Origin of the sequence: Halalkalibacterium halodurans, assembly GCF_004376175.1 — a bacterium.
Classification (GTDB): domain Bacteria; phylum Bacillota; class Bacilli; order Bacillales; family Bacillaceae_D; genus Halalkalibacterium; species Halalkalibacterium halodurans.
In genome coordinates, this window is the sequence record NZ_SNUY01000005.1 from 88,131 (window position 1) to 107,192 (window position 19,062).

At 44.4% G+C, this 19,062-nt stretch carries 16 protein-coding genes and 1 pseudogene; 11 read left to right on the top strand and 6 right to left on the bottom strand.

Going from position 1 to position 19,062, the window contains the following annotated elements; translation table 11 throughout:
* The gene (locus tag E2L07_RS03020; RefSeq protein ID WP_010899959.1) at positions 1-1,266 is read right to left on the bottom strand and encodes an ammonium transporter; all 1,266 of its coding nucleotides are present in this window, start codon (positions 1,264-1,266) and stop codon (positions 1-3) included.
* Between the two features lie 245 nt (positions 1,267-1,511).
* Between E2L07_RS03020 and E2L07_RS03025 the strand changes: the two genes are divergently transcribed.
* Positions 1,512-1,853 carry a hypothetical protein gene (locus E2L07_RS03025; protein ID WP_010899960.1) on the top strand — a complete coding sequence of 114 codons (342 nt, stop codon included), beginning with the start codon at positions 1,512-1,514 and terminating at the stop codon, positions 1,851-1,853.
* Positions 1,854-1,983: 130 nt separating this feature from the next.
* A complete protein-coding gene (gene hpaB, locus E2L07_RS03030) occupies positions 1,984-3,423 on the top strand; it encodes a 4-hydroxyphenylacetate 3-monooxygenase, oxygenase component (RefSeq protein ID WP_053430119.1) in 1,440 nt (479 codons plus the stop codon).
* 25 nt (positions 3,424-3,448) lie between these two features.
* On the opposite strand, the gene E2L07_RS03035 is transcribed toward hpaB, so the two are convergent.
* From E2L07_RS03035 to E2L07_RS03045, 3 genes are all read right to left on the bottom strand, one after another.
* Positions 3,449-4,480: an AbrB family transcriptional regulator gene (locus tag E2L07_RS03035; RefSeq protein ID WP_134228819.1), complete on the bottom strand. Its 1,032-nt coding sequence runs from the start codon at positions 4,478-4,480 to the stop codon at positions 3,449-3,451.
* Positions 4,481-4,585: 105 nt separating this feature from the next.
* Positions 4,586-5,272, bottom strand: a complete 687-nt coding sequence (locus tag E2L07_RS03040; RefSeq protein ID WP_134228820.1) for a response regulator — start codon at positions 5,270-5,272, stop codon at positions 4,586-4,588.
* Positions 5,269-6,894, bottom strand: a complete 1,626-nt coding sequence (locus tag E2L07_RS03045; RefSeq protein ID WP_134228821.1) for an ATP-binding protein — start codon at positions 6,892-6,894, stop codon at positions 5,269-5,271. Before E2L07_RS03045 ends, E2L07_RS03040 begins: the two co-directional genes overlap by 4 nt.
* Before the next feature lie 321 nt (positions 6,895-7,215).
* Here E2L07_RS03045 and E2L07_RS03050 point away from each other — a divergent pair, with 321 nt between their 5' ends.
* From E2L07_RS03050 to E2L07_RS03065, 4 genes are read left to right on the top strand one after another with little or no spacing between them, the layout of a single operon-like run.
* Positions 7,216-8,214 (top strand): sugar-binding protein, encoded by a 999-nt coding sequence (locus tag E2L07_RS03050; RefSeq protein WP_010899965.1) that lies wholly within the window; start codon positions 7,216-7,218, stop codon positions 8,212-8,214.
* Positions 8,211-9,656 (top strand): sensor histidine kinase, encoded by a 1,446-nt coding sequence (locus E2L07_RS03055; protein WP_010899966.1) that lies wholly within the window; start codon positions 8,211-8,213, stop codon positions 9,654-9,656. Before E2L07_RS03050 ends, E2L07_RS03055 begins: the two co-directional genes overlap by 4 nt.
* Complete coding sequence (locus E2L07_RS03060; protein ID WP_134228822.1) at positions 9,649-11,241, top strand: response regulator transcription factor; 1,593 nt, start codon at positions 9,649-9,651, stop codon at positions 11,239-11,241. Before E2L07_RS03055 ends, E2L07_RS03060 begins: the two co-directional genes overlap by 8 nt.
* Positions 11,231-12,235: a Gfo/Idh/MocA family protein gene (locus E2L07_RS03065; protein WP_010899968.1), complete on the top strand. Its 1,005-nt coding sequence runs from the start codon at positions 11,231-11,233 to the stop codon at positions 12,233-12,235. Before E2L07_RS03060 ends, E2L07_RS03065 begins: the two co-directional genes overlap by 11 nt.
* A gap of 157 nt (positions 12,236-12,392) precedes the next feature.
* Here the strand turns inward: E2L07_RS03065 and E2L07_RS03070 are convergent, their stop codons facing one another.
* Positions 12,393-13,571, bottom strand: coding sequence for a hypothetical protein (locus tag E2L07_RS03070; RefSeq protein ID WP_134228823.1), 1,179 nt, complete (start codon positions 13,569-13,571; stop codon positions 12,393-12,395).
* A 293-nt stretch (positions 13,572-13,864) separates the two neighbouring features.
* Here E2L07_RS03070 and E2L07_RS03075 point away from each other — a divergent pair, with 293 nt between their 5' ends.
* The 4 genes from E2L07_RS03075 to E2L07_RS03090 all read left to right on the top strand — a co-directional run bounded on the left by E2L07_RS03075 (position 13,865) and on the right by E2L07_RS03090 (position 17,630).
* Entirely contained in the window at positions 13,865-15,175 is a 1,311-nt protein-coding gene (locus E2L07_RS03075; protein ID WP_134228824.1) for an ABC transporter substrate-binding protein, read from the top strand.
* A gap of 67 nt (positions 15,176-15,242) precedes the next feature.
* Positions 15,243-16,229: a carbohydrate ABC transporter permease gene (locus tag E2L07_RS03080; protein WP_010899971.1), complete on the top strand. Its 987-nt coding sequence runs from the start codon at positions 15,243-15,245 to the stop codon at positions 16,227-16,229.
* Positions 16,226-17,047 carry a carbohydrate ABC transporter permease gene (locus tag E2L07_RS03085; protein WP_010899972.1) on the top strand — a complete coding sequence of 274 codons (822 nt, stop codon included), beginning with the start codon at positions 16,226-16,228 and terminating at the stop codon, positions 17,045-17,047. The genes E2L07_RS03080 and E2L07_RS03085 overlap by 4 nt, the downstream gene beginning before the upstream one ends.
* A 127-nt stretch (positions 17,048-17,174) precedes the next feature.
* Entirely contained in the window at positions 17,175-17,630 is a 456-nt protein-coding gene (locus E2L07_RS03090) for a hypothetical protein (RefSeq protein ID WP_010899973.1), read from the top strand.
* 47 nt (positions 17,631-17,677) lie between these two features.
* On the opposite strand, the gene E2L07_RS03095 is transcribed toward E2L07_RS03090, so the two are convergent.
* The gene (locus tag E2L07_RS03095) at positions 17,678-18,514 is read right to left on the bottom strand and encodes an aldo/keto reductase (protein WP_134228825.1); all 837 of its coding nucleotides are present in this window, start codon (positions 18,512-18,514) and stop codon (positions 17,678-17,680) included.
* A 162-nt stretch (positions 18,515-18,676) separates the two neighbouring features.
* Here E2L07_RS03095 and E2L07_RS03100 point away from each other — a divergent pair.
* A pseudogene (locus E2L07_RS03100) lies at positions 18,677-19,062 on the top strand (DDE-type integrase/transposase/recombinase); the annotation flags it as partial.

Sequence of the window (19,062 nt, forward strand, 5' to 3'; positions counted from 1 at the left end):
TTATGCTCCTGATTTTTCGGAACCTGGCATGCTTTCAGGATATCCGTAGCTTCCATGCTCACTTAAGTCAAGACCAATGATTTCTTCTTCTTCTGTTACACGAAGACCACCGAGTACAGACTTACATACAAGGAGTAGTACGTATGAAGCGATAAAAGCGAACACACCACAAGCGACAACGCTCAACGTTTGAACGCCTAATTGTGCAAAACCACCGCCGTAGAACAAGCCCGCTTGACCACCGTTCATCTCTGCAAGCTCAGGAGTGGCAAAGAACCCTGTAGAAAGTGTCCCCCACACCCCGGCCACACCATGGACCGAGAGAGCAAAGATTGGGTCATCAATTTTCGCTTTATCGAAAAATTTCATGCTGAAGTAAACGATAAGTCCACCAACAATTCCGATGACAACTGCGGCCCACGGCGCAACGAACGCACATGACGCTGTGATCGCAACAAGACCAGCTAATGCTCCATTTAAGGTTGTCGGTACATCTGCTTTTCCTGATAGAGCCCATGCAATGAACATGGCAGCGACTGCACCTGCAGCGGCAGCAAGCTGAGTATTTAACGCAACATAACCGAAGAATGCGTCGGCCACTTCTAGCGTACTACCTGCGTTGAAGCCGAACCAACCGACCCAAAGAAGCAATACACCCAATGCTGTATACACTTGGTTGTGACCTTGAATATCGTTCATCGAGCCATCTTTGTTGTATTTGCCTAAACGCGGCTTTAATAAGATCGTAGCTGCTAGAGCCCCCATCGCACCCGTTAAGTGAACGACGGTCGATCCTGCAAAGTCTTGTTTTCCTAAGTCAGCAAGCCAGCCATCTCCCCAAATCCAGTGAGCGACAATTGGATAAACGAATGCAGAAAACAAAACCGCAAACAGGATATAGACTGATAGCTTCGCACGCTCCGCAAATCCACCAAACGCAATCGTGAGCGCAATGGCAGCGAACATTAATTGGAAAAAGAAATCGACCGAGCCGACTAGTCCCTCTTCAGCCGTTGAGTAATCGCCGAAGAAGAAATCAGAAAGACCGATAAAAGCGTTCCCCTCTCCGTAAGTGAACCCCCAGCCTACTGCCCAATAAACGAGGGATGCAATCCCAACTGTAAAAATCGTTTTTCCGGCAATATGACCAGCGTTCTTCATTCTTGTTGAGCCAGCTTCAAGTAAAATAAATCCACCTTGCATTAACAAAACAAGAACGGCACATAGCATAATCCACACGTTATCCATTAAAGCAATGGAATCCATATAGCCTCTCCTCCCCTTTGTTACTGTAAGTTTTTCTAATATGAACAGTTGATGTACTCCTTATTATAAGGTCTAAATATTCTGAATCTACAACCATGTCAGATAATCAGACATGGTATTTTGTGCCTATATCTGACATTAAGCGCTTACAGTTTGATTGTGACAGTCATTGACGTACCAATTGTTTTCAGTCGAAAAAAATGGACAAACAAGCTAAAATAGAGGAGGAGAGGGAGTGAAAAACAATGTTCATTGATGTCTTTGTCCCTTATTCATTCGTGTTGCGGATACGTCAACAGCACTCCACCGAGATGGCAACCGTTTCGTTAACGCTGATCGAGCGAACATTTGGCAAGAAAAATGGCCGCTGGACACAAACGACGACATCCCTTGTCTCAACGGGAAAAGCATTCTCAATCGACGAGCTAGATCTTCCACAAAGCTGGCAGCTAGAGCTAGCATCAAACGAAGGAAGATTCGAAATAGATCAGCCGATTCGACGAGATTGGTTTGACGAATATAAGTACGCTTCACCAGAACGACTTTGGGAACTTTGTAAGAAGCTCTATCCAGCCCTTAGCCTGTAAGACAGTTGCCCTTGTTTGGGGTAGCTGTTTTTTGTTTCATTCGAGTTAAACTCTAGCGATGGGCGTATGGCACCTCCCATAACGAAGCGCATATATTGAAAGAGACTCTTACATCAAGGAAGGAGATACTATGGCGATCATTAAGGGAAGTGACTATCTCGAGAGAATTAATAAGCTCCAGAATGAAGTATGGATTGGCGGAGAAAAAGTGACAGGGGCCATTTCAGAGCATCCTGCCTTTAAAGGCATTATGAAAAGCAAAGCTGCCTTGTATGACCTCTATCACCATTCGGATAAAAAGGATTTGCTCACATGTTGGGATGAAAAAACAAACGAGTATCATTCTTTTTCCTATTCTCAACCAAAAACAAAAGAGCAGCTTCGCAATCGCCGACAAGCGACACAACTTCTCGCACGAGAGAGCGGTGGAACAATGGGGCGATCTCCCGATTACATTAATACAGCCATCATGTCTCTCGGTAGTGGAGGAGTTGGAATGCCCAAACCTTACGGAGACAACGCGCGAAAAATATTTGAAGAAGCAAGGGAAAAAGACTTCTCCTTTACCCACACGTTTATTAATCCTCAAGTGAATCGCTCTAAGCACTACGTGGAGTATTCTAATGAAAAAATTATAGGTGCAAAGGTGATTGACGAAACGGAAGAAGGCGCCATCATCCATGGGGCACGACTCTTAGCGACCCAAGGGGGAATTACCGATCAACTCCTCGTCCTGCCTGCCGGGGGTAATTTTATCGAGCCTTCGTTTGTGTATGGATTTGCTATTCCTTCCAACACTCCTGGCTTAAAGTTTCTTTGTCGTGAATCGTACGCACACGGTAAAACAAGCAGCTATGATTACCCATTAACGAGTCATTTTGAAGAAGGGGACGCCGTTGTTGTGTTCGATCATGTTCTCGTTCCTTGGGAGCGAATATTCATCTACAGCGACCCGTCCCAAGTTCAGACGATGTATGATGAAACGAACATGAACGTATTACTGCTCTATCAAGCAGTCAGCCGACAAGCGGTTAAGTCTGAATGGCTTCTTGGACTAAGCGAATGGATGGTGCGAACGATAAATGTTGTTGAACACCAACACATTCATGAAAAAATGAGCGAAATGATTATAAGTCTTGAGATCATGAATTCCCTTCTGATTGCAGCAGAAGAAGAGGCTCAGCCAAATAAGCACGGGACGATGATTCCAGACATTCGCAAATTGGGGGCCGCCTGCAGCTATTATCAAAAAACGTATCCTCGCCTCGTCGATGCACTGCAACAAATCGGTGCTAGCGGGTTTATCTCCTTACCGTCTGAAGCCGATTTCCATTCATCCATTAAGGAAGATCTCCATCAATATTTGCAAGCAGCCAATGAAGATGCCTATGAGCGGGTGCGCATGTTTCGCCTTGCGTGGGATTTAACAATGAGCCCGTTTGGATCGAGACAAACGCAATACGAACGTTTTTTCTTCGGTGATCAAGTTCGACTATCTAGTTCTCTTTATATGAACTATCCAAAAGAACCATTCGTACAGCAAGTGCAATCGTTTTTAAAAAAACGTTGAGGAGACGTCTCTGACATCTCCTCGTTCACACTCCATTGTTATCTTGCTTTGAAAACCACTTAATCAGAAATGGTAGGCAAAGGAAAAGGGCAAGCACTCGCGCCATCTGTAAGGTCGCTACCATCGCTGGCTCCATTTGCAAGGCCGTAGCCGTTGAAGCCATTTCCGCTGCTCCAGCCGGGACAATGCTAAGTAAACTCATGTACCATTCTAGTGGTGTCATCCACGTAAATAAACCTGCCAATCCAAGACTCATAATGAAATATAGCAACAACGTAATGGCGCTAATAAACCCCATTCGCTTCAATTCACCAAAGGTTTCTCGATCAAATCGAGCACCAATTACCGCTCCCATCACTCCTTGAGCCACACCTTGCACATAGCCCGGAAGAATGATCTGAGGAAACAGTGTGTGGACAAGAAAGCCAAGACCGATCGCAAAGAAGAGGGATGCTCCTGGGAACGTCACATGCTTGCTCAGAAAAATGGTCAACACAACGACTGCCATTAATGCCCCAAGCGCTAAAAGCGTCTCATCTAGTGGGAGAAACATTGTACCCAGTCCCGTCCGCCCCGTCACATTTAAGCCAACAAATAGAGGGATGACAAAAACAAAAAATGTAATCCTTGTCGTATGAAAAGCTGCTACAATCCGTTGATCAGCCCCATAGTCTTTACTGAGCGCAATAACCTCCGAGGCTCCTCCTGGCATGCAGCAAAAGAACGCCGTATTGTGATTCACGTTTGAGAACCGTTTTAAAAACTTCCCGAGTAAAATCCCGCCGCATAATGTCAAAACAAGAGTAACGACAAAAGGACCGAGCAAGGAGTGGTATTGCAAAAATTGCTCAGGCCTTAACATGAAGCCGATGTTGCCACCAATCACAGCCAATGTCCATTTAAACAATCGATCAGGTAGCATGATTTTCTTTATCCATAATGTACAGACCATTCCTGACAAAAGTGAGCCTAATAGCCATCCTGCAGGCACTTGAAAAGCGGCAAACAGCGCGCCAACCGCTACTGTCACCGCGAGAAATACCCCTTTACTGAGCATCGTATCGCCTTCTTTTGCAAATTCAACCCTTCTATCTTATTATGATGGAAAAACGGCTAATACGAAAATCATCTGACTGAACAGATGGAAATCACACCCTTACTTTTAACATAAAAAGTAGCGACGTTCAGGGCGGCCCACATCTCCATAATTCACTTCGGCCTTTGCCTTTTTTGTATGGATCAAATATTCAAAATAGCGGCGAACCGTTGAACGACTTGCCCCAATGAGCCGGGCACCTTCCATCGCCGTAAGCCCTTGAGTTTCCGCCTCCTCTAACGCCTTTACCACCTTTTCAAGCGTTAGACGATCAATTCCTTTAGGCAATGGAGTCTCCCCTACCTGGACTTGGACTTGACGCAATTGGTCAAGCTCTTCTTGACTGACCTGTCGCCTCTCTCCGAACAACTCCCGCTTTTGTACATACGCGTCTAACCGTTGATGAAGGACTTCTTTTTGGACTGGCTTTAATAAATAATCAATAATTCCGCCCCGTAGTGCTTCTTGCACCGTATCCACTTCCTTGGCTGCGGTCACCATCATAATGTCCACACCTCGGAACTTTTCTCGAATCGCCCATAACAGTTCAAGACCTTTAACATCAGGGATATAGACATCCAAAAGAATCAAATCAAGAGCAGCAGCCTTTTCGCTCAAATAATCGAGCGCTTCAGCCCCAGTCCGACACGTAGAGATCACATGAAAATTGGGATGATCGTTCACCATTTGCTCTTGTATTTGAGCGACGCGAAAATCATCTTCTATGATAAGTACTTTGTACGGTTTCGTCATGATACCCAACCCTCCTTTGCTTCATGTTTTGGGATCGTTAATACGAAACAAGCTCCGCCTAACTCACCTTCCTCTAAGAAAATAGCTCCCCCCAGCTCGTGAACCGCCTTTTTAACAAGGGCTAGGCCAAACCCGCGATGCGTCCCTTCCTTCGTCGAAAATCCCTCTTCAAAGATCGATTCCATTAATTGCGGCGGAATGCCCGGTCCGTTATCTTCCACTTCAAAGATAAAATCATCGCCCATGTCTGTGAATGAGATGTAAATCTTTTTATTCTCTATCCCACTTGCTAACAACGCATCAAATGCATTTTCTAACAGATTACCGATCATCGTAACGAGCAGTTCCTGCTGTCGTTCATGTAGCGGTGTCAATAGTTGGCTGGACGGGTCAATATCCACATCGATTCCAAGTTCCTGGGCCTGACTAATTTTTCCTAATAGAACAGCGCTTACCGTCGGATCGTTCACACGTTCAATAAAAAAGTGAATCCATTCTTGCTGAATTTTTCTTTCTTTATGAATAAAGTCAACGGCCTCATCTATCTTTCCTAGCTGAAGGAAGCCTGAGATCGTGTTCAATTTATTAGAAAACTCATGAGTTTGCGCTCGTAAAGCGTCGGCATAATTTTTCACGTTCGTTAACTCTTCTGAAAGCTTTTTTATTTCATTTCGATCGCGAAACGTAGCAACCGCTCCGACAATCTCATGATCGTAGTAAATCGGCACCCGATTGACAACGGCCTGCTTATCCCCAATGCGAAGTTCCTGATCATACTGGCCCTTTCCTACTTGAAGCACTTCAGGCAAGCGCGTATGTTTGACAAGATCGGTTACGTGCCGGCCTAATACATCCTCCTTGTCAAGTCCCGGGTCTACATACTTCATAGCAGCCTGATTAAACAACGTGACCTTCCCTTCTTTATTGACTGCGATAACCCCTTCATGAATCGACTGTAGGATCGCCTCTTTTTGTTGAAATTGCTGACCAATCTCCTCTGGTTCTAGCCCTAATGTCGCTTTTTTCACCGTGTTTGCTACGAGCCATGTACCCATTAGACCGAGAATCATGATAACAACGACAATTTGCCACATGGCGATTAACCGTTCCCCGATCACTTGCTGAATATCCTCCATTAAAAATCCAACTGAAACAATCCCGATGATTTTTCCATTGTCATCAAAGACCGGTACCTTGCCGCGAATCGATGGACCGAGCGACCCAACAGCTTTTGATACGTATGATTCCCCGTGTACAAGTGCCCGTTCATTATCACCGCCCACCATCCGCTGACCGATCCGTTCAGGAAGAGGATGGGCATAGCGGATCAAGTCCGTATTCCCAACAACAATAAACTCAGCCCCTGTTTCGACCCGAATACTCTCAGCAATCGGTTGGATGATTTCGTCTGGCCGTTCCGCTGAAAAAGCCTCGCGAAGTTCCGGGATGAGGGCGACCGCCTGTGCCACACTTAGCGCTCGCTCCCCCATTTGTTCCTCGAGTGTGCGAGCATATTGCTCATTTAAGAAAACCCCGAGCAACACAAACATGGCAATGATTAATAAAGCGATAAAGCCCATCATTTTTGCGGAAAATGTAAGTGGAAAGAGTCGTCGTTTCATGGCCCGCTCTCCTGCTCTCTTAAAGTAATAAACGCTTTCATTTGTTAATGATAGCGAATTCTCGGTCACTTTTCACGGATGGGATGAAAACGGTCACAGCATCCACCCATAATTACCCATATATAGAATCAGTTTATTTGAAATTTTATCATTCTTTTCTATCATTTTTCGAAAATTCTTAGTAAAATGATAAAAAAGCGTCAAGTGCCCACTAAACATCACGGTTTATCGAAAAACTGGCACAGTGGCAAGCCAAAGAGGCTTGCCGTTTAAAAGCATACACTAGCATCGATAACAGATACATGAAAGGGGGAGGTTCTGTTGAAGCGCCACCTTTTTTTTGTGGTTGGTTTTATGATTTGTATTAGTGCTCTCGCAACGTCTATTTATTCGTTCGTCCAAGTCACTAGAGTGGAGACGAATGTCCCTTCATCCACATCTATTTCGCTTCCCTCCTCTCATTTTGTATTAATCGCAGAGGAAGAAAACAATTCTTATTGGCGCCTCGTTGAAAAGGGAGCACGAGAAGCAGAAAATCAGTTTGACGTCCTTGTAGAATATAAAGCACCGAAGCGCTCCAATCCGGAAGAACAATTAAAACTAATTGACATGGCAATTTCAGCAAAAGTGGACGGGATCATCGTGCAAGCTGTAAACGAAGAAATGTTTACACCGCTCATCAATAAGGCGGTAGACGCTGGCATCCCGGTTATTACAATTGATACCGATGCACCTCGAAGCAATCGTGTCGCATACATCGGCACCGATAACTACTATTCTGGGACGATTGCCGGTAAGGCGATGCTAGACGACATGGAAGGTGACATTCACGTCGCTGTCATCACAGGTAGTCTAGAATCTTCCCATCAAAAGCTGCGCGTCCAAGGATTTATCGATATGATTTCAAATGAGCCCCGCGTGACGCTTGTTGAGGTGGAAGCATCCAACATTTCTCGTTTAGAAGCGGAACTAAAAGCGCATCAACTAATGGAGGAGCATCCACACATTAATGCATTTTACGGAACGAGTGCCCTCGACGGTATCGGGATTGTGGCAGCAGCCGAAAAACTGGGCCTAGACGACTTGTATGTGATTGCGTTCGATACGTTACCAGAAAACCTATCGTTACTAGAGCAAGAAAAAATCGATGCTATTGTCGTACAGGAGCCTTTCGAAATGGGATTGAAAAGCGTCGAGCTCCTTTTGGATATTCGTGAAGGTCAACCCTATTCAATGACAAACCATACGCACACATCGATCATTCGGAAACCAGATCTTTCTTTACTTCAAGAACATCAACGGTTAGGTGATAAACAATGATCCGAATTCGCACAAAACTGTTAGCCTACTTTCTCGTCTTACTCGTTATTTTGATAGCGGTTTCATACTTTTTGTACGCAAGCAATCAACGAACACTCTACCAGTATAATGAAAGTTTTGAACGTTTTTTAGTATTAAATGACATTTCGCAAACGACCAACCAAATTTATGAAACCTTAAACCAATATGTCACGGAAGAAACACCAGACTTATTCGAAGAGTACAGCGAACAACGCAGCAAGCTGATTACCATTCAACAGCAAATAGAGAAGCTTATTCGCAATGAACGCAATGCCGTCCATTTAAAGAACTATGACCATATGGTGACGAGCTTTTTAGAAAAAACCGAGCAAGCGGCCGAAGGATTTGACGAGCAACGGATCGATGCCTACCCGTTCTATTTGGATGAATCCCAGCAAATTGCCCAATATATTCGGGAAATGACCTTAACGCTGATCGATGATGAACTGACGAACTACCAACAGTTTTATAACAGCATGCTGCAAAAGCATTCGTACACGACACAGCTCGCGATTTCGATCTTCGTATCCATCCTTGTGTTAAGTTCTTTTTTTGCCATCTGGCTTTCGGACGGGATTACTAAACCGATTTCTCGGCTGACGAATGCAGCATATGAAATTTCTAGCGGCCAGCTGGACGGCAAAGATGTGAAGGTTTCCTCCAATGATGAACTGGCCTTTTTAACGGAAACCTTTAACGACATGAGACAGAACATTTCCGGACTCGTAAAAGAAATGGAGGAAACGTCCCGCTTAAACCAATTGTTAAAGGAGATGGAATTGCGGAGCTTACAAAGTCAAATTAACCCTCATTTCCTGTTTAATACGCTGAATGTGATTTTGAAAATGTCTTATATCGAGCAGGCGGAGAAAACGGGAAAATTAATTGCTTCCGTCTCCTCCTTGTTGCGCTACAATTTAGGCTCGCTTGATCGTACGACAACGGTCGCCGACGAAGCCAACATGCTTCAAGAATACTTTCATATTCTTAAGGCCCGTTTCGGAGATTGGATTTCCCTGTCCTTGAACGTGGATGATGAGGCTCGGCCTTACCTCATCCCGTGCTTGACGCTGCAACCTCTCGTAGAGAACGCCTTTATTCATGGGGTTGAACAGATGGAATCAGGAGCAGCCATTGACGTAACGATTCAAAAGGTGGGAGACTCTCTAACCATTTCAATTTCCGACAATGGAGCAGGAATGGACGAAGCGACGAGGAAAGAGTTGTTATCATCAAAAGAAGAAGACCAGACCGAGAAGCGAGCAAGTGGAGGTCACTCCACAGGAATCGGCATGAGAAATGTCATGAGACGACTGGAGATTTTTTATCAGAAAACGGAGTTACTGACGATTGAATCTAGCTTAGGAGAAGGAACAACCGTCTCCTTGCTGCTTCCAACAAAGGAGGTTTGCGATGATTAACGTACTCATTGTCGACGATGAACAAATCGAACGAGAAGGCTTGAAGCTTTTTTTAAAAGACCGACCCAACATACACATCGTCGGTGAAGCGAGCAATGGCCGCCAAGCGATCGAAAAAGCGCTCGAAACCCAGCCTGACCTAATGATGATGGATATTAAAATGCCGGGAGTGGACGGTGTCCAAGCAGTAAAAGAAATTAAACAACAGTTACCTGAAACCGAGTTTATTATGGTTTCGGCCTTTGATACGTTTGAATACGCTCGTGAAGTGATGCGATATGGAGTAAAAGAGTATTTATTAAAGCCGACAACGAAGGAAGATGTTCTTACAGCCCTTGACCGGATCGTGGGTGAAATTGAACAAGCTCGTGAGGAAAAAAACGACCAGTACAAGTTACAACAACGGTTAGAGCAGATCTCTTCCTTTGTGCAAACCGAATCGATTCTTTATTTACTAATGGACCATATCCAAGACTATGAATGGATGGAATGGAATGAGTGGCTACGAACAGAGCAGGAAGGTTATGCCGTCGTCTTCTCTTTCCATCAACAAGGAAAAGAGATTCGCAAAACGGAAAAACAGCAATGGCATGCACGGATAAAAAAAGAGATCGGGTTACAGTTGCCAAAATCGACGGTTGGTCCGTTTATCGGCCATCATTTACCGATTTTAATGCTCACAGAAAACGAAAATGGTATGACGAAACAAGAACGCGAACAAGTGGTGATCCAGCTTTTACATAAGGTGAAACAGGCCGTACAACCTGCAAAAGTAAAGACAGGGGTTGGCGGAATTTACCCATTACACTCTTTTTCTACTTCCTATCGCGAGGCTCTTCTTGCCCTTGATATTATTTATGATCACAAGCAAGCATCGTACTATTTTTATGATAAAAATGTTAAAATTAGGGCAGACGAACAACTTCCCATTGAACGGGAAAACAAGCTCATTGAAGCCATTAAAAGTGGGGACGGAGAAAAAGCCCTTCAAGCATTCGACCACTACGTCCAAGCAATCTTGCGTTGTTCTAAGCACCCGCTGCATGACATGCGTAAACACTTGCAGCAGCTCTTTATTATACTCGGTCGCCTGTTGAACGAGATGGGGCTTCACTGGGAGACGGCACAGGATTTCGCTCGTTTCTCCACGGTGCATCAAGTAACCGAACACGGCAAAAGCGAAATTCTCCACATCGTTCGTACACTGCAAGAATGGCGGACAACCGATGCGCAGTCGCTGATGCTCCTTGCCCGTGACTATGTGCACGATCATTTTCGTGAACCGCTCACCCTCGATGACTTAGCGAAGCACATTGGACTTAGCCCTTACTATGTAAGCAAGCTTTTTAAAGAGCGGTTTGACTTGACGTTTTCCGAGTATGTGACACAGTTGCGCGTGGAGCATGCGAAGCAGCTGCTGTCGTTGACCCAAAAGAGCTTAAAAGAAATAACGTATGAGATTGGCTACAAGGACCCGAATTATTTTAGCCGAGTGTTTAAAAAATTAACTGGCAAAAGTCCGAGCGACTATCGAAAATCGATAAATGGTCTCGGCCCAAGGGAGGATACACTAAATGGGGAATAACGTACGATGGGGCATTTTAGGAACGGCTGGAATTGCGAAAAAACAACTGATCCCAGCCATCAAGCGAGCGTCTAATGCTGAAGTGGTAGCGGTCAGCTCTCGAAATGATATGGAAAAGGCCAATTGCTATGCCGACGAATGTGACATTCCAAAGCGATATGCTCGTTATGAAGACTTGCTTAACGATCCTGACATTGATGCTGTCTATATCCCACTGCCGAACCATTTGCACCTCACATGGGCGAAAAAAGCGGCTGAACACGGAAAACACGTGTTATGTGAAAAGCCTGCTGCACTCACAGCAGCTGAGGCAAAAGAAATGGTGGACGCTTGCGCAGCACACGGCGTCGTCTTTATGGAAGCGTTCATGTATCAATTCCATCCGCAGCATGGAGAAGTGAAACGTCTAATTGACAGCGGAAAAATTGGCGAGGTTCGTCTCATCCGCTCAAACTTTTCCTTCCAACTGCCATTAGAAGCAAACAACATTCGCCTTAATCGAGAAATGGGCGGTGGCAGCCTTTACGATGTCGGTTGCTATTGCATTCACTTAACCCGTTACCTTACAGGGAAAGAACCTGTCCATGCGTACGGCACAGGCTATCTTCATCCCGAGCTTGGCGTCGACACATCGTTCACCGGTGTTTTACAAATGGAGGGCGGCGTAACATCTGTCTTCACCTCAAGCTTTGAGCAACCTGCCGACGACTCGTATGAAGTGGTTGGCACAGAAGGCACGATAATCGTTCCATATGCGTTCCGTCCTGACAAGCACCAAGACGGAACTGGAGTCATTATCGTCCGTACAAGCGATGGCCGTGAGGAAACATTGTCCGTTCAGGGAGACCAGTACCGGCTACAAGTGGAACACGTCTCCGATGCCATTTTAAACGGAACCCCGCTCCTCTACCCTGGGGAAGAAACGGTCAACAATATGAGTGTGGTTGAGGCTTGCCTTCACTCCTTGCAAGAAAAACACGCACGTGTAAAGTAGAACAAAAACCGGCTAACAGCGTCTATGTTGGCCGGTTTGTTCTGCTCGTTTTGATTGAAATCTATAACTCTCGTATCGACCTCTATATTATTGGTATTCACCCTAAAATATCGAAATTGTCATTCAAAGAAGATACTATTGTTTTGAATTCGTCCATTTAGTTAATGATCTCAAAATCCTGAATATAACGAGTTTGAAATCCTTTCTTTTCCATTTTTTGCAGCTCAGGAACGTCATAAGTAGCCGTCCGTTCTCCACCCAATGAGTAAACATCGATTACATGTACATCTTTCTGCTCATGAAACCTTATAAAATAGAGTTGATCATCGTTAAACGTAATATGCTCATCTATATCCCATTCACCTCTAGTGTAGTCTTCCAACGTAAACAGTGTCTTTACTGCTCTGTTCTGTAAATCCATCTGCTGAACCTCGCCGTAGCCTGTCACAAAGTAAAGCTCCTTTTCGGTCACATGAAAAGCATCTTGATTGAAGGGAAAAAAGTATGGATCCTCCTCTGCTGGATACGTTCCTACTAGGAAGTCGTCTTCCAATTCTAATGTTTCTTTGTTCACCTTCAGCACCCGTAGTTCTTCTTCACCCCTAGAATCCTCTTCCCATAAGTACATCACGTACAAATGAGTTGAGTTGCTAACAATATTGGATAAACTTAATTCGAGAGTGTCCTCACGTAATGTCGCTTCTTTTATTTGGAACTCATTCCCTTTAGGCGTGTATTGTAAAATGTTTAGTTCTCCAAACTCCCCATCACCGATCATCTTAGTTGTCATCATAAAGATGCTTTCCTCGTCTGAACCGTCAGCTACTAAATAATGAGGAACGTCTGTACACTCGTGCTGTTTTTCATTTCCCCATCTTATAACAGAACGGTAGTTACTCGCATTTTCATCATAGTCTTCAAATCCGTGATTGAAAAGCTCATAATATATTTCTGACGTCTTCAGATAACCGGATGAATTTTGATAGCCACTATGTACAGAACATTCACTTTTAACCGTATGAACGTTTCCAGTCCCCTTGTCAACTAAGGTGATGTGATCTTGACCATTTAAAACAATGTCATCAGCTGTGTTTATAACGGTCCCCCATTCGATGTTATCTCTCGTCATCTGTTGAATCGTCCCATCCTCTTGTATAAAAGCGGTTACGCCTTTACTATTTTCCGAAAGAGCAGACGTTCCAACATAAACAGCTGCGAACACATCCTCTAATGTCACCGTGTTTTTATTTGCATACGTTGAATAAAACACGATACCAACGCCAATAGCGATCGCTAATACTACTCCTAAAATCACGTATCGATTAAGCTTCCCCATCAATGCGCCTCCTAAACGTTAATCAAGTGCCTCTCTTTGTTAAGAGGCACTTTGAACCCCTATGTATACAAAATTAGAATAAATGACTTCGTGCAAAATGATCTTACATCCATATTTATCAATAATCAAGAATTATTTTACATTTCATATTATTTCTTCACTTCCCTCTCTATCCAATGACAAAAAAGTGCAGAGAGAGGACAAAATCGTCTAGATGAAAGCGATTTCTTTTCTGAAAATTCGTGTTACGTTTAAAGAGTCATCTGACAACCATAGATAAGGGGGAGTTTTGCATGGTGAAAAAATGGTTCGCTCTAATGATAGCGCTTTCTGTTCTTGTGATTGGACTGGTCGCTTGCGGTTCTTCAGAAGATAGCTCTAATGAGCCAAGCGAAGAGCCAGAGACGAGTGATTCTGAAGAAGCTACTGGTGAAGCTAGTGGCACGCTCGAAATCTTCAGTTGGTGGACAGGTGCTGGAGAGGAAGATGGATTGCTTGCATTGATTGAGTTATTCGAAGAGAAGCACCCGGAAATTGAAGTGGACAATGCAGCGATCGCAGGTGGTGCCGGAACAAACGCTAAAGCTGTTCTCACAAGCCGCATGCAAGGAAATGATCCACCGGGGACGTTCCAAGTTCATGGCGGTGCAGAGCTAAACGATAGCTGGGTCGCTGCTGGACAAATGGATCCGTTAAATGACCTCTTTGAAGCGGAAGGCTGGGCTGACAAATTCCCAGAGGAGTTAATCGAACTTGTCAGTAAAGATGGAAACATCTATTCCGTCCCTGTAAACATCCATCGTGGAAATGTTCTTTGGTACAATACAGAAATCTTTGAAGAGCATGGACTTGAAGTACCAACAACATTTGAAGAGTTTTTTGATGTAGCTGATGCTTTGCAAGAAGCGGGTGTCACACCTCTAGCACTTGGAGATCGTGAGCCGTGGGCGGCCACTCATTTGTTTGAAACCGTTCTTCTCGGCACACTTGGTGCTGACGACTATAACAAGCTATGGTCTGGTGAAGTAGGAATGGACGACCCTCGCGTAGAAGAAGCGGCTGAAATCTTCATTCGTATGCTTGATTACGTAAATGAAGATCACAGCTCCCGTAACTGGCAAGACGCTTCACAGTTAGTTGCTCAAGGTGAAGCTGCGATGAACGTAATGGGTGACTGGGCGAAAGGATACTTCGTTAACGATTTGAATCTAGCCGTAAAAGAAGACTTTGGTTGGGCAGCTACTCCTGGAACAGAGGGAACGTTCATGGTTATTACCGATACGTTCGGTCTACCAACAGGTGTTGAAAACCCTGAAGTCGTGAAGAGCTTCTTAGCTGTACTAGGTTCTCAAGAAGGACAAGACGCATTCAACCCATTAAAAGGCTCTATCCCTGCTCGTGTCGATGCCGATGTATCGAAATACGACGAGTATGGACAAGAAACAATTGAAGACTTCAAATCGGCAGAGCTTTCTCCAAGCTTGGCCCATGGTTCTGCAGCAAATGAAGGCTTCCTTACACAAGTAAACCAAGCGATTAATATTTTCGTGACACAAAAAGATGTCGATAGCTTCGTTGATTCATTGAAGCAATATCAGCCATAAACAAAGATGACCTTGAGCAGAGAATCTTCTCTGCTCAAGGCGTCTGTTTTACAAAGGGGGCACATTTATGGAAACAACACAGAGCAAACAGCAACCCTTAACGGCACCGGCCACAAAAGAGGAACAAGCTCCGCAACAGAAGCGGAGGCGCAATAAAGATCAATGGTACGCCATTCTCTTTCTTGCGCCATCCATTCTTTTAATCGGTGTGTTTATTTATGGATTTATTGGGTGGACAGGTTATGTATCCTTAAGTAATTGGAACTCGCTTGTACCCGATTTTTCGTTTGCTGGGTTGAAGAACTATCTCTTTTTATTTCAAGATTTTCGCTTCCAAGCGGATTTACGGAACACGCTCTTTTTCACCATCTTATTTATCGGTGCGGTCATCGTTTTAGGTCAAGGGATTGCGATTTTATTAGATCAAAAAATACGGCAAGAGTCGCTGTTTCGCAATATTTTCTTCTTTCCTATGGCCCTGTCCTTTGTCGTTACAGGGGTTGTGTGGCAATGGCTATTAAATCCATCTACCGGCGTGAACTTGTTTCTAGAGCGATTTGGCCTTGATTCTCGTTGGTATACTGATACGACGATCGTCCCTGCGATTTCACTCGGAAAAATTGAGTTTGGACTTCCCGTTGCGATGATTGCTGTCGTCATCGCTGCCGTTTGGCAGATGACCGGGTTTGCTGTCGCTATGTATTTAGCGGGCTTACGCGGCATTCCAGATGATGTCCGAGAAGCGGCGCGCATGGATGGAGCAAACGAATTCCAAGTGTATTGGAAAGTCATTTTACCACTTTTACGCCCAATTACGATGAGTGTCATTATCATCATGGCTCACATCTCATTAAAGATCTTTGATCTCATCTTTGCAATGACCGGTCCAGGAGCAAACTTTGTCACCGATGTTCCTGGGGTGTACATGTTTGAGACAACGTTCCGCGGGAACTTCTACGGCCAAGGGTCGGCGATTGCCATCATTATGTTAGTTTCTGTCGCGATCTTTATCGTTCCTTATTTAATTTCCAGTCGAAAGGGGGAATCCTCATGACATTGCAACGAATGACGCGCCCTTTACTTTACCTCTTCTTAATCGGACTTAGCTTGTTTTTTCTCATGCCTGTCTATGTCATGCTCATTACGAGTGTGAAGCCGATTGATGAAGTGACGTTAGATCAAATGTGGGCCCTCCCTACCTCCATCGACTGGAGTAGCTACAGCCAAGCGTTTTCTCGGTTGGCGCCCAACTTGCTCAATACATTGTATTTAGTCATCCCCGCAACGATATTATCGGCGTTGCTCGGATCTCTTAACGGATATGTTCTTTCTAAGTGGAAGTTTAAAGGGGCCGATTGGATTTTTACAGCGATTTTGTTCGGGATGTTCATCCCGTATCAAAGCATTCTCATTCCGCTCATCCAATTTTTGCGCGAGGTGAACCTTTACAATACAATTCCTGGGCTCATTCTCGTCCATGTTGTGTACGGGATTCCAATTACGACGTTAATGTTCCGTAACTTTTACGCGAACATTCCTAAGGAAATGCTCGAATCGGCTCAAGTGGACGGGGCTGGATTCTTTCGGATCTATCGTCACATTATGTTTCCCCTTTCCATCACTGGATTTGTCGTCGTCGGGATTTGGCAGTTTACGAACATTTGGAACGAGTTCCTATTCGCGGTTTCGATTACGACAACCTCGCAGCAGCCGGTTATGGTCGCACTGCAAAACTTGTCCGGGAGTCAGATCGTGCAATGGAACGTGCAAATGGCGGGTGCGTTACTCGCAGCATTGCCTACCTTGCTCGTCTATATCATTCTCGGAAAATACTTTGTCCGTGGTCTTCTAGCAGGCTCCGTGAAAGGATAAGCTTGAATCTTTGAAGAATTGGTTCGTATAATGGAATAACAGAGCACAATCAATAGCCAAGGGTGACCTCCTTTGGCTATTTCACTATTTTTACCCTGAAAGCAGTCCTGAAGAGGAGGATTAATTGTTGCCTAAACGGAAAACGCTCATCGTTTTATCGCTCATTGTTTTAATTGGGGTTGGTGTTGTTTTGTATCAATTGGCAGCGAGAACGACCTTTGGGAATGTACTAGACGAAACCATTCCCAGTCAAGAGGACATCACGCACATTACCGTAGAAGCGTATTCAGAAGAACTTGGGGAAACTTTGTGGGCAACCATTGACGATGTGGAAATTATTGACCATTTACTAACAGAACATAAAGAGATTGCTCTGAAAAAACAAAGGACCAAACATACTAAAATCCTAGACTATACGATGACGATCAGCACACCAACGAAAAGTGATTCGTTTCATTTTGACGAAACTCATTTTGTTGCAAGTGGAACCGACTATAAAATGTTAAACGGTCATTTGGTTGATTCGATCGATAGGCTGGACGTAGAGTGGCAAACAACCGATGAGTTCCTTGGGATTGAATAAAGAACCGCCGTGACCCGGCGGTTCTTGAACACTTTCGTTTAACCTTTCTAAAAATCAAAGGAGAAGGAGTCTGGATTTTGTCCGAGGCGGCGGTCTTCATTTAATCCATCGAGAGCTTCGACATCCTCTGGTGACAGGTGGAAATCGAAAATGTTTGCGTTTTCCTGAATCCGCTCCTCTCGCACCGACTTGGGAATCGTCACGACCCGATGCTCTAAATTCCAGCGCAACACAATTTGAGCTGGCGTCTTCCCGTACTTTTTCGCAAGTGCTTGCACGACAGGGTGTGTAAAGATCTCCCCTTTCGTTAGCGGCCGCCACGCCTCCAGTTGAATGTCGTGCTCCTTGCAAAATGTAAGCAATGGCTTTTGCGTCAAAAACGGATGAAATTCCACTTGGTTGACCATCGGATTAATATCGGAAATGTTCATCACCGCCTCTAGATGATGAATGTTAAAGTTGCTCACCCCGATGGCTCGTACCTTCCTCTCTTTATAGAGCGTCTCTAGCGCCCGCCAAGTATCGAGAAACTTCTCCTTCACCGGCCAATGGATTAAATACAAATCGATGACCTCAAGTCCTAAACGCTTTCGGCTGCGCTCAAAAGCGGCGAGTGTTTCGTCATATCCTTGTTCAGTATTCCATACTTTTGTTGTGACAAAAATCTCATCTCGCGGAATTCCGCTCTCGCGAATCGCTTGGCCGACCCCTTCCTCGTTTTGATAAAGACTCGCCGTATCAATGCTTCGGTATCCAGCTTTTAAGGCTGCTCGAACAGCCCTTATCACTTCTTCTCCTTCGGCTGCTTTATATACACCAAGGCCAAACCATGGCATTTCAACGCCATTGGCTAGTTTGACACGATCTTGTATCGACTGTATCATGCAATCACTCCTTGTATTCATCACGTATTGTCAAAACTTTATATAAAACAGGCTATTAAATCCTATGTTAGAGGGCTTTATAAGCAAAAAAATTGCCACTCCCTGATTTCTGTAGATAATTGAGGTTACCAAACACCCAATTCCAGAAAAGGAAGTGACAATTTGTACCCTCAAATTATAACCTATTTATTAACTTTTATAAACTATCAAGAACAAATTATTCGAACTTTGCTTACTCTATTGATTGGAAAAAGCATGTTCGATAAACCCAAAGAAGCTCCTGTTAATCAGCCTTATCGAAAGCTTCAAATTGATGATTTACCTATCATTGAAAAGGTAGAAAAGCTCGATTATCAGCTTTTATTAACGGAATATCTTCAATCAAAAGGAAAACCGTTAAAACCAGTACGCCGTCGAGCCAATTCTACGCCCGTACCTTCTGCATTGTGTTGTCCTAAGTGTGGTGCTCCTTCTGCGTATTTGTACGCAAACAACGGAGGAAAAGGACAATATCAATGTAAGGTGTGTGCGTGTGTTTTCAATAAAAA

Excerpts from the sequence above, each read along its gene's own strand:
- E2L07_RS03020 (WP_010899959.1), bottom strand. The coding sequence starts at position 1,266 with ATGGATTCCATTGCTTTAATGGATAACGTGTGGATTATGCTATGTGCC.
- E2L07_RS03025 (WP_010899960.1), top strand. The coding sequence starts at position 1,512 with ATGTTCATTGATGTCTTTGTCCCTTATTCATTCGTGTTGCGGATACGT.
- hpaB (WP_053430119.1), top strand. The coding sequence starts at position 1,984 with ATGGCGATCATTAAGGGAAGTGACTATCTCGAGAGAATTAATAAGCTC.
- E2L07_RS03035 (WP_134228819.1), bottom strand. The coding sequence starts at position 4,480 with ATGCTCAGTAAAGGGGTATTTCTCGCGGTGACAGTAGCGGTTGGCGCG.
- E2L07_RS03040 (WP_134228820.1), bottom strand. The coding sequence starts at position 5,272 with ATGACGAAACCGTACAAAGTACTTATCATAGAAGATGATTTTCGCGTC.
- E2L07_RS03045 (WP_134228821.1), bottom strand. The coding sequence starts at position 6,894 with ATGAAACGACGACTCTTTCCACTTACATTTTCCGCAAAAATGATGGGC.
- E2L07_RS03055 (WP_010899966.1), top strand. The coding sequence starts at position 8,211 with ATGATCCGAATTCGCACAAAACTGTTAGCCTACTTTCTCGTCTTACTC.
- E2L07_RS03060 (WP_134228822.1), top strand. The coding sequence starts at position 9,649 with ATGATTAACGTACTCATTGTCGACGATGAACAAATCGAACGAGAAGGC.
- E2L07_RS03065 (WP_010899968.1), top strand. The coding sequence starts at position 11,231 with ATGGGGAATAACGTACGATGGGGCATTTTAGGAACGGCTGGAATTGCG.
- E2L07_RS03070 (WP_134228823.1), bottom strand. The coding sequence starts at position 13,571 with ATGGGGAAGCTTAATCGATACGTGATTTTAGGAGTAGTATTAGCGATC.
- E2L07_RS03075 (WP_134228824.1), top strand. The coding sequence starts at position 13,865 with ATGGTGAAAAAATGGTTCGCTCTAATGATAGCGCTTTCTGTTCTTGTG.
- E2L07_RS03080 (WP_010899971.1), top strand. The coding sequence starts at position 15,243 with ATGGAAACAACACAGAGCAAACAGCAACCCTTAACGGCACCGGCCACA.
- E2L07_RS03085 (WP_010899972.1), top strand. The coding sequence starts at position 16,226 with ATGACATTGCAACGAATGACGCGCCCTTTACTTTACCTCTTCTTAATC.
- E2L07_RS03095 (WP_134228825.1), bottom strand. The coding sequence starts at position 18,514 with ATGATACAGTCGATACAAGATCGTGTCAAACTAGCCAATGGCGTTGAA.